Origin of the sequence: Staphylococcus sp. EG-SA-17, from assembly GCF_017151845.1 — a bacterium.
Lineage (GTDB): Bacteria > Bacillota > Bacilli > Staphylococcales > Staphylococcaceae > Staphylococcus > Staphylococcus aureus.
This window is the reverse complement of record NZ_JACVZO010000005.1, coordinates 1-13,983: the sequence shown is the minus strand read 5'-3', so window position 1 is coordinate 13,983 and position 13,983 is coordinate 1. Positions and strand designations below refer to the sequence as shown.

Annotated in this window: 11 protein-coding genes and 1 pseudogene; 11 read left to right on the top strand and 1 reads right to left on the bottom strand. The window is 32.1% G+C overall.

Annotation, left to right across the window (positions count from 1 at the left end; genetic code table 11):
- The first annotated feature begins 184 nt into the window (after positions 1-184).
- The 11 genes from IDG65_RS03590 to rny all read left to right on the top strand — a co-directional run bounded on the left by IDG65_RS03590 (position 185) and on the right by rny (position 13,010).
- Positions 185-2,554 (top strand): FtsK/SpoIIIE family DNA translocase, encoded by a 2,370-nt coding sequence (locus IDG65_RS03590; protein WP_000035770.1) that lies wholly within the window; start codon positions 185-187, stop codon positions 2,552-2,554.
- 4 nt (positions 2,555-2,558) lie between these two features.
- Positions 2,559-3,272 carry a GntR family transcriptional regulator gene (locus tag IDG65_RS03585; protein WP_001293307.1) on the top strand — a complete coding sequence of 238 codons (714 nt, stop codon included), beginning with the start codon at positions 2,559-2,561 and terminating at the stop codon, positions 3,270-3,272.
- A gap of 30 nt (positions 3,273-3,302) precedes the next feature.
- Complete coding sequence (yfmF, locus tag IDG65_RS03580) at positions 3,303-4,568, top strand: EF-P 5-aminopentanol modification-associated protein YfmF (protein ID WP_000089932.1); 1,266 nt, start codon at positions 3,303-3,305, stop codon at positions 4,566-4,568.
- Positions 4,568-5,854, top strand: coding sequence for an EF-P 5-aminopentanol modification-associated protein YfmH (gene yfmH, locus IDG65_RS03575; RefSeq protein WP_000664770.1), 1,287 nt, complete (start codon positions 4,568-4,570; stop codon positions 5,852-5,854). Before yfmF ends, yfmH begins: the two co-directional genes overlap by 1 nt.
- Positions 5,854-6,558 (top strand): elongation factor P 5-aminopentanone reductase, encoded by a 705-nt coding sequence (gene ymfI / locus IDG65_RS03570; protein WP_000646226.1) that lies wholly within the window; start codon positions 5,854-5,856, stop codon positions 6,556-6,558. The genes yfmH and ymfI overlap by 1 nt, the downstream gene beginning before the upstream one ends.
- Before the next feature lie 104 nt (positions 6,559-6,662).
- Positions 6,663-7,490, top strand: a complete 828-nt coding sequence (locus IDG65_RS03565) for a YmfK family protein (RefSeq protein WP_000214890.1) — start codon at positions 6,663-6,665, stop codon at positions 7,488-7,490.
- Between the two features lie 18 nt (positions 7,491-7,508).
- On the top strand, positions 7,509-7,901 hold the full coding sequence (locus IDG65_RS03560; protein ID WP_000859443.1) for a helix-turn-helix domain-containing protein: 393 nt from the start codon (positions 7,509-7,511) through the stop codon (positions 7,899-7,901).
- 33 nt (positions 7,902-7,934) lie between these two features.
- Positions 7,935-8,513, top strand: coding sequence for a CDP-diacylglycerol--glycerol-3-phosphate 3-phosphatidyltransferase (gene pgsA / locus IDG65_RS03555; RefSeq protein ID WP_001025093.1), 579 nt, complete (start codon positions 7,935-7,937; stop codon positions 8,511-8,513).
- A 224-nt stretch (positions 8,514-8,737) separates the two neighbouring features.
- Positions 8,738-9,889, top strand: a complete 1,152-nt coding sequence (locus IDG65_RS03550; RefSeq protein ID WP_000020346.1) for a CinA family nicotinamide mononucleotide deamidase-related protein — start codon at positions 8,738-8,740, stop codon at positions 9,887-9,889.
- A gap of 164 nt (positions 9,890-10,053) precedes the next feature.
- On the top strand, positions 10,054-11,097 hold the full coding sequence (recA, locus tag IDG65_RS03545; protein ID WP_000368167.1) for a recombinase RecA: 1,044 nt from the start codon (positions 10,054-10,056) through the stop codon (positions 11,095-11,097).
- A 353-nt stretch (positions 11,098-11,450) separates the two neighbouring features.
- Positions 11,451-13,010: a ribonuclease Y gene (gene rny, locus IDG65_RS03540; protein WP_001050913.1), complete on the top strand. Its 1,560-nt coding sequence runs from the start codon at positions 11,451-11,453 to the stop codon at positions 13,008-13,010.
- 253 nt (positions 13,011-13,263) lie between these two features.
- Here rny and IDG65_RS03535 read toward each other — a convergent pair.
- Positions 13,264-13,983 (bottom strand): annotated as a pseudogene (locus IDG65_RS03535) (transposase); the annotation flags it as partial.

The following is a 13,983-nucleotide window of genomic DNA, read 5'->3' as shown; positions in this document are numbered from 1 at the left end:
TATATTTTATGATGGTCAATTGAAAGGGGTAACGATTAATCTGTTATCTTAAGTAAATTGATACATAGATGATATTGTTCTAACCTCTTTCATCGTCTGTTTGGACTACATATTCTAAACATCAAATAGGAAATTATATATAATAACGTCGTTTTAACTAAGGCAACATAAGGAGGTGCGTCAATTGGCACAAGCAAAAAAGAAATCGACAGCTAAGAAAAAAACAACATCAAAAAAAAGAACAAATTCGAGGAAAAAGAAGAATGATAATCCGATACGTTATGTCATAGCTATTTTAGTAGTTGTATTAATGGTGTTGGGTGTTTTCCAATTAGGAATAATAGGTCGTCTAATTGACAGCTTCTTTAATTATTTATTTGGGTACAGTAGATATTTAACATATATTTTAGTACTCTTAGCAACTGGTTTTATTACATACTCTAAACGTATTCCTAAAACTAGACGAACGGCTGGTTCGATTGTATTGCAAATTGCATTGCTATTTGTATCACAGTTAGTTTTTCATTTTAATAGTGGTATCAAAGCTGAAAGAGAACCTGTACTTTCTTATGTGTATCAGTCATACCAACACAGTCATTTCCCAAATTTTGGTGGCGGTGTATTAGGCTTTTATTTATTAGAGTTAAGCGTACCTTTAATTTCATTATTTGGTGTATGTATTATTACTATTTTATTATTATGCTCAAGTGTTATTTTATTAACAAACCATCAACATCGTGAAGTAGCAAAAGTTGTACTGGAAAATATAAAAGCTTGGTTTGGTTCATTTAATGAAAAAATGTCGGAAAAAAACCAAGAAAAACAATTGAAGCGTGAAGAAAAAGCGAGACTTAAAGAAGAACAAAAGGCACGTCAAAATGAACAGCCACAAATAAAAGATGTGAGTGATTTTACGGAAGTGCCTCAAGAAAGAGATATTCCAATTTATGGGCATACTGAAAATGAAAGTAAAAGTCAGAGTCAACCAAGTCGGAAAAAGCGAGTGTTCGATGCAGAGAATAGTTCGAATAACATCGTAAATCATCATCAAGCAGATCAGCAAGAACAATTAACAGAACAAACTCATAACAGTGTTGAAAGTGAAAACACTATTGAAGAAGCTGGTGAAGTTACGAATGTATCGTATGTTGTTCCACCGTTAACTTTACTTAATCAACCTGCAAAACAAAAAGCAACATCTAAAGCTGAAGTGCAACGTAAAGGACAAGTACTAGAGAATACATTAAAAGATTTTGGGGTAAATGCAAAAGTGACACAAATTAAAATTGGTCCTGCAGTAACTCAATATGAAATTCAACCAGCTCAAGGGGTTAAAGTGAGTAAAATTGTAAACCTGCACAATGATATCGCATTAGCTTTAGCAGCAAAAGATGTTAGAATCGAAGCGCCAATACCTGGTCGCTCTGCAGTAGGTATTGAAGTGCCAAATGAGAAAATTTCATTAGTTTCACTAAAAGAAGTTTTAGATGAAAAATTCCCGTCTAATAATAAACTAGAAGTTGGATTAGGAAGAGATATATCAGGTGATCCAATTACTGTTCCACTAAATGAAATGCCACACTTATTGGTGGCAGGATCGACGGGTAGTGGTAAATCTGTTTGTATAAATGGTATTATTACAAGTATTTTATTAAATGCTAAACCGCATGAAGTTAAACTTATGTTAATCGATCCGAAAATGGTTGAACTAAATGTTTATAACGGAATTCCACATTTATTAATTCCGGTTGTTACAAATCCTCATAAAGCTGCTCAAGCTTTAGAAAAAATTGTAGCTGAGATGGAAAGACGTTATGATTTATTCCAACATTCATCAACTAGAAATATTAAAGGTTATAACGAATTAATCCGTAAGCAAAATCAAGAATTAGATGAGAAGCAACCAGAATTACCTTATATCGTTGTTATTGTAGATGAGCTTGCAGATTTAATGATGGTAGCTGGTAAAGAAGTTGAAAATGCGATTCAACGTATCACACAAATGGCACGTGCAGCAGGTATACATTTGATTGTAGCGACACAAAGACCTTCTGTGGATGTAATTACAGGTATCATTAAAAATAATATTCCATCTAGAATAGCTTTTGCTGTGAGTTCTCAAACAGATTCAAGAACTATTATTGGTACTGGCGGCGCAGAAAAGTTACTTGGTAAAGGTGACATGTTATACGTTGGAAATGGTGACTCATCACAAACACGTATTCAAGGGGCGTTTTTAAGTGACCAAGAGGTGCAAGATGTTGTAAATTATGTAGTAGAACAACAACAGGCAAATTATGTAAAAGAAATGGAACCAGATGCACCAGTGGATAAATCGGAAATGAAAAGTGAAGATGCTTTATATGATGAAGCGTATTTGTTTGTTGTTGAACAACAAAAGGCAAGTACATCATTGTTACAACGCCAATTTAGAATTGGTTATAATAGAGCATCTAGGTTGATGGATGATTTAGAACGCAATCAGGTAATCGGTCCACAAAAAGGAAGCAAGCCTAGACAAGTTTTAATAGATCTTAATAATGACGAGGTGTAAAAAAATGTCAGAAATGAATGCGGTATATAACGTTAAACAATACATTTTAAATTTGATTAAGCAAAATAAATTGGAATATGGTGACCAACTTCCAAGTAATTTATCAATTGCCAGAGAATTAAATGTAAAAACCGACGATGTTTATGAAGCAATTCAGGCATTGATTACTGAACAAGTCATTAAAGATAATTTTGAAGAGGGCACAAGTGTTAAGTCACTGCCCCCTTTCTTTTATCCATTGAATGAACTTATAAGTATTGGGCAAATGATTAAAAATGCAGGATTTGAATGCGGAACTGAATACTTAAATTTTGATGAGCAACCAGCAACTATGTTAGATGCAAATTTGTTGAGCGTTGAAGAAGGATATCCAGTAACCATTATAGAACGATTACGAACTGCCGATGGAGAACCGGTCGTCTATTGTTTAGATAAAATTGCTAAAAAAGAATTAACATGTACAGAGTATCAAATGAGCAATGGATCGATTCTAAGTGCGATAAAAGAACAAAGTAATCATAATATTTGTTATGCTGATACAGAAATTGAAGCGGTAAATTATGAACCTCGAATATCCGAAGTACTGAATGCTTCGCCACACGAAGGTTTGATTTTATTAAAAATTACGCACTATAATGAATCAGATGAACCTATTTTGTATTCATTAAATTATATGAAAAATAGCTTAGTTCAATTTAAAATCACTAGAAAAATATAGATGTAAGAAGATATAGAGGAGGCTATATATTTGAGTAGACAATCTCAACCAAATATACATATCAAAGTTTCACCAACAACTAAATTTAAAACAACTACTATAGTTTTTAAATTTATGGCACCTTTAGAATATGACACAATAACAGCTAGATCATTATTAAGCAAATTATTAGTTCGAGCAACTAAGAAATGGCCAACCGATAAGTCGTTTAATAATCACTTAGCCGATTTATATGGTGCGTATGTGAATAGTACAATTTCAAAATTCAAAGATCAGCATGTCATTACATTTTCATTAGAAATTGTTAATGAACGTTATTTAAGAAACGGTGAATCATTATTTAATCAAGGATTAGATTTATTACACGAAATCATTTGGAATCCATTAATTGAAAATAAAGCATTCAATGATAATTTTGTTAACCAAGAGAAAACATTATTAGCCAAAAAAATAGAAGCAATGGTAGATAATAAAGCACAATATTCGTTTTTAAAATTACTCGACCATATGTTTGAAAATGAAGCATATAAATACTTATCTACAGGACAACTAGAACAAATCCCACATATTACTGCTGAAACACTATATCATACATATCAATCAATGATTAATAATGATCAATGTTCTGTTTATGTTGTCGGCAATGTAGAACCTGAAAGTGTTGAGAAACAAATACGTGAAAAATTTGCACTTAAACCATTCGATAAACATCAATTCCAACATTCTACTCATCATTTACACGATGAAGAAGTTGATTATATTGTTGAATATGATGACGTGGATCAAGCTAAATTAAATATGGGATACCGTTTTCCAACACAATATGGACAAAGTGGATATGCTGCCTTTGTTGTATTTAACATGATGTTTGGAGGAGATCCTTCATCTGTTTTATTTAATGAAGTGCGAGAAAAGCAAAGTTTAGCGTACTCTATACATTCACAAATTGATGGCAAAAATGGCTATTTATTTGTTTTGAGTGGGGTTTCAAGTGATAAGTACGAAACTGCAAAAGATACTATTATAAGTGAATTTGAAAAAATAAAAGCAGGAGATTTCACTGAAGAAAAATTAGAGTTAGCTAAAAAAGTAATCATTTCTCATCGATATGAATCTGAAGATCGTCCGAAAAGTATTATAGAGATTATGCATAACCAAATATTATTAGAGCAACCACAAAGCAAAGAAACATTTATAAATGATATACAGAAGGTAAGTCGCGAAGATATTGTTACTGTTGCTGAAAAAGCATTTTTAGATACAATCTATGTGTTGACAAAAGGAGGGGATAAATAATGAAAGAGCGTTATTATGAATTAATAGACGAAAGAGTATTCGAACAAGAATTAGAAAATGGTTTACGATTATTTATTATCCCCAAACCAGGTTTTCAAAAGACATTTGTCACTTACACTACACAATTTGGTTCATTAGATAATCAATTCAAACCCCTCGGACAAGACCAATTTGTTACTGTACCTGATGGAGTTGCTCACTTTTTAGAACATAAATTATTTGAAAAAGAAGAAGAAGACTTATTTACTGCGTTTGCTGAAGATAATGCACAAGCAAATGCGTTTACAAGCTTTGATCGTACAAGCTACTTGTTCAGTGCAACTGATAATATTGAAAACAACATTAAACGTTTACTTACAATGGTTGAAACGCCTTATTTTACAAAAGAAACTGTTGATAAAGAAAAAGGTATTATTGCAGAAGAAATAAAAATGTATCAAGAACAACCTGGATATAAATTAATGTTTAATACATTGCGTGCAATGTATCAACAACATCCAATACGTGTTGATATTGCCGGTAGTGTAGAAAGTATATACGATATTACAAAAGATGATTTGTATCTATGTTATGAAACGTTTTATCATCCATCAAATATGGTTTTATTTGTTGTTGGTGATGTGAATCCAGAAGAAATATGTCGAATAGTAAAACAGCACGAGGATGCTCGTAATAAAGTAAACCAACCTAAAATCGAACGAGGACTTGTTGATGAACCGGAGGATGTTAAAGAAGCATTTGTTACTGAATCTATGAAAATTCAATCACCAAGACTAATGCTTGGTTTTAAAAATAAACCATTACAAGAAGCGCCTCAAAAATATGTACAACGTGATTTAGAAATGTCATTATTCTTTGAGTTAATTTTTGGGGAAGAAACAGATTTTTATCAGAATTTATTAAACGAAGGACTTATCGATGATACATTTGGTTATCAATTTGTACTAGAGCCGACGTATAGTTTTTCAATCGTGACAAGCGCTACTGAAGAACCAGATAAATTAAAAAAATTATTATTAGATGAGTTGCGTGATAAAAAAGGCAATTTCCAAGATGCACAAGCATTTGAACTTTTGAAAAAGCAATTTATAGGTGAATTCATATCAAGTTTAAACTCACCTGAATATATTGCTAATCAATATACTAAATTGTATTTTGAAGGTGTTAGCGTGTTTGACATGTTAGACATTGTTGAAAATATCACGTTAGATAGTATTAACGAAACGTCATCGTTATATTTAAATTTAGATCAGCAAGTCGATAGTCGTTTGGAGATTAAAAAGTAATGAAAGCATTAGTATTAGGTGGTTCTGGTTCAATTGGTTCTGAGATAGTCAAACAATTATTAACTGATGGATTTGAAGTTTATGTGCAATATTATCGTACTGATATAAATGAATTAACTAGCAAATTTAATGATGATAAAGTTCATTTTATACAAACGGATTTATCTCAAACAACTGATATTGACAAAACATTTGGTGACATTAAATCATTAGACTGTTTAATATATGCAAGTGGTCAGTCTTTATATGGTGTTTTACAAGATATGAAAGACCATGATATTGATGCATGTTATCAGTTAAATGTCTTGCAATTAATTCGATTATGTAGATATTTCGTTGATGTTTTACGTCAAAGTGACAATGGAAGAATTATTGTAATTTCATCAATTTGGGGTGAGACAGGAGCTAGTATGGAAACTATTTATTCGACGATGAAAAGTGCACAATTAGGTTTCGTTAAGGCGCTTAGTCAAGAGCTTGCACTAACATCAGTGACAGTAAATGCTATCGCACCTGGATTTGTAGCCGGTAATATGGCAAGTGAGTGGCAAGAAGATGAACTTCAAGCAATGATAACTGAATTACCACAACAGCGATTGGTTTTACCGAGTGAGGTTGCTCATACATGCGCCTATTTATATCACCCAAATGCTAGAAGTGTTACTGGAACTATACAGAAAGTTAATGGTGCTTGGTATATATAAAATATATAACTATTTTTATGAGCAAATGTTTTTATGATTGATGTTATAATATGAATATTACAATGAATCATAATTTGTTAATTAAACAAGGGGTGAGGTTCACCATGACAGTTGCAGAGAAAAAAGAATGGTACCTAGAATACGAAATTGAAATTAATAGACCGGGTCTTTTAGGTGATGTATCTAGTTTATTAGGTATGTTAGGTATAAGTATTGTTACAATTAATGGTGTTGATCAAGGTAAACGAGGCCTTTTAATTAAAACTGACAATCTTGAAAAAGTTGAACGTTTTGAGCAAATAGCTCGTGGTATAAATGAAATTGAAATAACAAAGCTTAAAAAACCAGAATTAAGAGACCGTCTTGCAGTTAGACATGGTAGATATATTGAGCAAGATGCAAAAGATAAGAAAACCTTTCGATTTGAGCGTGAAGATTTAGGTTTGTTAGTAGACTTTTTAGCTGAATTGTTCAAAGAAGAAGGTCATAAGTTGATTGGCATTAGAGGTATGCCACGGGTTGGTAAAACTGAATCAATTGTTGCGGGAAGTGTTTGTGCACATAAGAGATGGTTATTTATTAGTTCTACTTTAATAAAACAAACTGTACGTAGCTCTCTAATTAAAGGGGAATATGATGCCAATCATGTATACATTATTGATGGTGCAGTTACTGCCAGAGAATCTAATCCAAAACATCAAGAGCTTGTTAACGAAGTTATGACGTTACCATCAATCAAAGTCGTTGAACATCCAGATTTATTTGTTGAAACAAGTACTTGTACAATGGAAGATTTTGACTATATTATCGAATTGAGAGAAAATGAAAATCAAGAAATACATTACGAAGAAATGAAGAAACAGACAGTCCAAAGTAAGAATAATTTAGATTTTGGAGATCCATTTGGTGGTGGTTTTGGTTTCTTCGAGTAAGTGTAAGGAGGCTATGAATTGAAAACGGTCGGTGAAGCGCTAAAAGGTAGACGTGAAAGGTTAGGAATGACTTTAACAGAATTAGAGCAACGTACTGGAATTAAACGTGAAATGCTAGTGCATATTGAAAATAATGAATTCGATCAACTACCGAATAAAAATTACAGCGAAGGATTTATTAGAAAATATGCAAGCGTAGTAAATATTGAACCTAACCAATTAATTCAAGCTCATCAAGATGAAATTCCATCGAACCAAGCCGAATGGGACGAAGTAATTACAGTTTTCAATAATAATAAAGATTTAGATTATAAGAGTAAATCAAAAGAGCCAATACAATTATTAGTAATCATGGGTATTACAGTTTTAATAACTTTATTGTTATGGATCATGTTAGTTTTAATATTTTAACAGAAATAAATTAGTGAGAAATGAGGATGTATAATGAATATTCCGAACCAGATTACGGTTTTTAGAGTAGTGTTAATACCAGTTTTTATATTGTTTGCGTTAGTTGATTTTGGATTTGGCAATGTGTCATTTCTAGGAGGATATGAAATAAGAATTGAGTTATTAATCAGTGGTTTTATTTTTATATTGGCTTCCCTTAGCGATTTTGTTGATGGTTATTTAGCTAGAAAATGGAATTTAGTTACAAATATGGGGAAATTTTTGGATCCATTAGCGGATAAATTATTAGTTGCAAGTGCTTTAATTGTACTTGTGCAACTAGGACTAACAAATTCTGTAGTAGCAATCATTATTATTGCCAGAGAATTTGCCGTAACTGGTTTACGTTTACTACAAATTGAACAAGGATTCGTAAGTGCAGCTGGTCAATTAGGTAAAATTAAAACAGCAGTTACTATGGTAGCAATTACTTGGTTGTTATTAGGTGATCCATTAGCAACATTGATTGGTTTGTCATTAGGACAAATTTTATTATACATTGGCGTTATTTTTACTATCTTATCTGGTATTGAATACTTTTATAAAGGTAGAGATGTTTTTAAACAAAAATAAATATTTGTTTATACTAGATTTCATTTTCATATGGAATCTAGTTTTTTTAATCCCAATTTTAGAAATTAGCCACGCAATTGTTTATAATGATATATTGTAAAACGATATTTGTTCATTTTTTAGGCAAATGTGTTGTAGCATCTGATACATTGAATCTAAAATTGATGTGAATTTTTAAATGAAATACATGAAAAAATGAATTAAACGATACAAGGGGGATATAAATGTCAATTGCCATTATTGCTGTAGGCTCAGAACTATTGCTAGGTCAAATCGCTAATACCAACGGACAATTTCTATCTAAAGTATTTAATGAAATTGGACAAAATGTATTAGAACATAAAGTTATTGGAGATAATAAAAAACGTTTAGAATCAAGTGTACGTCATGCGTTAGAAAAATATGATACTGTTATTTTAACAGGTGGCTTAGGTCCTACGAAAGATGACTTAACGAAGCATACAGTGGCCCAGATTGTTGGTAAAGATTTAGTTATTGATGAGCCTTCTTTAAAATATATTGAAAGCTATTTTGAGGAACAAGGACAAGAAATGACACCTAATAATAAACAACAGGCTTTAGTAATTGAAGGTTCAACTGTATTAGCAAATCATCATGGCATGGCTCCAGGAATGATGGTGAATTTTGAAAACAAACAAATTATTTTATTACCAGGTCCACCGAAAGAAATGCAACCAATGGTGAAAAATGAATTGTTGTCACATTTTATAAACCATAATCGAATTATACATTCTGAACTATTAAGATTTGCGGGAATAGGTGAATCTAAAGTAGAAACAATATTAATAGATCTTATCGATAAACAGACTAATCCTACGATTGCGCCTTTGGCGGGAAGTCATGAAGTATATATTAGATTGACTGCAAATGCCGACTCAAAAGAACAAGCACAATCATTGATTCAACCTGTTAAACAAGAAATTCTTGATCGTATTGGAGAATATTATTATGGTTCAGATGACACATTAATTGAGCAAGCTGTAATAAAGAAAATTCATGAACCTTTTGTAATATATGATGGTATTACTAATGGTGCTTTATATCATCGATTGAAAGAAGTGGATTTAAACGATGTTCTAAAGGGTATGATTAATCACAATGAAAACTTTGTTGATATTAATAAACCTATTGAGCAGCAATTAAAAGATGCAGTGCAATTTGTTAATAAATTGTTTAATGTGTCATCAGCAATTATTCTATTAGAGTATGATGGTGTAGTCCATATAGGCTATGATAATAACTTTGAATTTAAAACTGAGCAATTTAAAATGTCTAAATCTAGAAATTTATTAAAGAACAGAAGTCAAAATTATGCGCTCATAAGATTATTAAATTGGCTTAGAACAACAAATTAATTGTATTATCGATAAAAATATAAGCACGTTTGTTCGTTTTTGCGTTTTGATTTCAAGATTTTATACGAACAAATATTCGCAAAACACTTGTATTTTATTTTGAATCCTTGTATAGTATTGGTAAGATAATTAAAAGATAGCAATTTCAATTAGGAGGTCTCGCTTTGGATAACGATCGTCAAAAAGCTTTAGATACAGTAATTAAAAATATGGAGAAATCTTTCGGTAAAGGTGCCGTAATGAAGTTGGGTGACAATATAGGTCGCCGAGTTTCAACTACATCAACTGGTTCAGTTACATTAGATAATGCGCTAGGTGTAGGTGGCTATCCTAAAGGACGAATTATTGAAATTTATGGTCCTGAAAGTTCTGGTAAGACAACAGTAGCGCTTCACGCTATTGCTGAAGTACAAAGTAATGGCGGGGTGGCAGCATTTATCGATGCTGAACATGCTTTAGATCCAGAATATGCTCAAGCATTAGGCGTGGATATCGATAATTTATATTTATCGCAACCGGATCATGGTGAACAAGGTCTTGAAATCGCCGAAGCATTTGTTAGAAGTGGTGCAGTTGATATTGTAGTTGTAGACTCAGTTGCTGCTTTAACACCTAAAGCTGAAATTGAAGGAGAAATGGGAGACACTCACGTTGGTTTACAAGCTCGTTTAATGTCACAAGCGTTACGTAAACTTTCAGGTGCTATTTCTAAATCAAATACAACTGCTATTTTCATCAACCAAATTCGTGAAAAAGTTGGTGTTATGTTCGGTAATCCAGAGACTACACCAGGTGGACGTGCATTAAAATTCTATAGTTCAGTAAGACTAGAAGTACGTCGTGCAGAACAGCTTAAACAAGGACAAGAAATTGTAGGTAATAGAACTAAAATTAAAGTCGTTAAAAATAAAGTGGCACCACCATTTAGAGTAGCTGAAGTTGATATTATGTATGGACAAGGTATTTCTAAAGAGGGTGAACTTATTGATTTAGGTGTTGAAAACGACATCGTTGATAAATCAGGAGCATGGTATTCTTACAATGGCGAACGAATGGGTCAAGGTAAGGAAAATGTTAAAATGTACTTGAAAGAAAATCCACAAATTAAAGAAGAAATTGATCGTAAATTGAGAGAAAAATTAGGTATATCTGATGGTGATGTTGAAGAAACAGAAGATACACCAAAGTCATTATTTGACGAAGAATAGTACACAAATTTATATCTATAGTTAAACTTAGCAAATATCCTTATAGGATTGATTGAAAGTGATATTCATCTCATAAAGCTAGAATAATATCTAACTTTATGGGATGCACTACAAATCGAGACTATAAGGTTTTTTATTTTATTTATTATTACATTATCAATAGTTTTATAATCGAGCTTCAAAACTTTAGAAAATAGTAGAAATAGCATTCAATATAGTACAAAAGTGCAAATTGATAACTTGACACTTATCTCCTATAAACCGTACAATTAATTTGTATGATTTATATATAATTTCATAAAGTCATATTGAATTTCATATAAAGAGCAAACCCTAGAAAAGGAGGTGTTTGTGTGAATTTATTAAGCCTCCTACTCATTTTGCTGGGGATCATTCTAGGAGTTGTTGGAGGGTATGTTGTTGCCCGAAATTTGTTGCTTCAAAAGCAATCACAAGCTAGACAAACTGCCGAAGATATTGTAAATCAAGCACATAAAGAAGCTGACAATATCAAAAAAGAGAAATTACTTGAGGCAAAAGAAGAAAACCAAATCCTAAGAGAACAAACTGAAGCAGAACTACGAGAAAGACGTAGCGAACTTCAAAGACAAGAAACCCGACTTCTTCAAAAAGAAGAAAACTTAGAGCGTAAATCTGATCTATTAGATAAAAAAGATGAGATTTTAGAGCAAAAAGAATCAAAAATTGAAGAAAAACAACAACAAGTAGATGCAAAAGAGAGTAGTGTTCAAACGTTAATAATGAAGCATGAACAAGAATTAGAACGCATCTCCGGTCTCACTCAAGAAGAAGCTATTAATGAGCAACTTCAAAGAGTAGAGGAAGAACTGTCACAAGATATTGCAGTACTTGTTAAAGAAAAAGAAAAAGAAGCTAAAGAAAAAGTTGATAAAACAGCAAAAGAATTATTAGCTACAGCAGTACAAAGATTAGCAGCAGATCACACAAGTGAATCAACGGTATCAGTAGTTAACTTACCTAATGATGAGATGAAAGGTCGAATCATTGGACGAGAAGGACGAAACATCCGCACACTTGAAACTTTAACTGGCATTGATTTAATTATTGATGACACACCAGAAGCGGTTATATTATCTGGTTTTGATCCAATAAGAAGAGAAATTGCTAGAACAGCACTTGTTAACTTAGTATCTGATGGACGTATTCATCCAGGTAGAATTGAAGATATGGTCGAAAAAGCTAGAAAAGAAGTAGACGATATTATTAGAGAAGCAGGTGAACAAGCTACATTTGAAGTAAACGCACATAATATGCATCCTGACTTAGTAAAAATTGTAGGGCGTTTAAACTATCGTACAAGTTACGGTCAAAATGTACTTAAACATTCAATTGAAGTTGCGCATCTTGCTAGTATGTTAGCTGCTGAGCTAGGCGAAGATGAGACATTAGCGAAACGAGCTGGACTTTTACATGATGTTGGTAAAGCAATTGATCATGAAGTAGAAGGTAGTCATGTTGAAATCGGTGTAGAATTAGCGAAAAAATATGGTGAAAATGAAACAGTTATTAATGCAATCCATTCTCATCATGGTGATGTTGAACCTACATCTATTATATCTATCCTTGTTGCTGCTGCAGATGCATTGTCTGCGGCTCGTCCAGGTGCAAGAAAAGAAACATTAGAGAATTATATTCGTCGATTAGAACGTTTAGAAACGTTATCAGAAAGTTATGATGGTGTAGAAAAAGCATTTGCGATTCAGGCAGGTAGAGAAATCCGAGTGATTGTATCTCCTGAAGAAATTGATGATTTAAAATCTTATCGATTGGCTAGAGATATTAAAAATCAGATTGAAGATGAATTACAATATCCTGGTCATATCAAGGTGACAGTTGTTCGAGAGACTAGAGCAGTAGAATATGCGAAATAATTTTTGTCTCCCTCACAAATTAGTGAGGGAGCTTTTTTAAGTTGTAGTCTCAATCTAGTTAGACAGCACTTTATTGGTAATAACTATATTAAACAGTAGTTATTTGAAAGTAAGTCGGACCGTATATAAAATAAGAAGTTATTGCTTTTAATAAAAATGTTTTAGGCTTCATAATTACTATATTTATATTATGTAAACCTATAAAGATGATTGCTTTTCTATCCAATAAAAAAGAGGCTGGAACATTAAGTTCTTAGGCAATGTAAAAAAGCTGATTTCTATTAATTATTTGATAGAAATCAGCTTTTCTGATATGTATTTTATAATGTACAGCTCGTTGAGCTGCTATTTTTCTTATATTAAGTGCCGTTAATACAAAACCTAGGTCTCGTTTAACTTTATTTATTCCTCGAACTGACATTCGAGTGAAACCCAAAATAGCCTTCATAAATCCAACAACAGACTCTACAACAATTTTTCTTTGACTATAGATTTTTTTCGTTTCTGGTTCAGAAAGCTTTTGATTAACTTGGGCTTTAAAGTATTCACAATTATAATTCTTCATAATTTTCTTATTGGATTTTGAATTTGGCTTCATGCATTGATGTCTCAAAGAACATGCTGAACAGTCATCACATTCATATAGTTTGAAGTCACGTTTAAAACCATATCTATGATTACGGTATGCATATCTTCTAAAACCTATTCTTTTGTTATTAGGACATATAAATTCATCATTAAGTTCGTCATATTTCCAATTTTGAGTGTTGAAAATGTCACCTTTAAACTTTCTAGTTTTATCTTTAATAAACATGCCATACGTAATAAGTGGCGCTTTATTAAAAGTCATCTATAATAGCCATATAGTTTTGCTCACTACCATAACCTGCATCAGCTACAATATACTCTGGTAAATAACCGAAGGTATTTTGAATCATTGTTAAAAATGGAATTAAAGTTCTAGTATCTGTTG

What these genes read in the sequence shown, in the direction of transcription:
- IDG65_RS03585 (WP_001293307.1), top strand. Translation starts at nt 2,559, where the DNA reads ATGTCAGAAATGAATGCGGTATATAACGTTAAACAATACATTTTAAAT.
- yfmH (WP_000664770.1), top strand. Translation starts at nt 4,568, where the DNA reads ATGAAAGAGCGTTATTATGAATTAATAGACGAAAGAGTATTCGAACAA.
- ymfI (WP_000646226.1), top strand. Translation starts at nt 5,854, where the DNA reads ATGAAAGCATTAGTATTAGGTGGTTCTGGTTCAATTGGTTCTGAGATA.
- IDG65_RS03565 (WP_000214890.1), top strand. Translation starts at nt 6,663, where the DNA reads ATGACAGTTGCAGAGAAAAAAGAATGGTACCTAGAATACGAAATTGAA.
- pgsA (WP_001025093.1), top strand. Translation starts at nt 7,935, where the DNA reads ATGAATATTCCGAACCAGATTACGGTTTTTAGAGTAGTGTTAATACCA.
- IDG65_RS03550 (WP_000020346.1), top strand. Translation starts at nt 8,738, where the DNA reads ATGTCAATTGCCATTATTGCTGTAGGCTCAGAACTATTGCTAGGTCAA.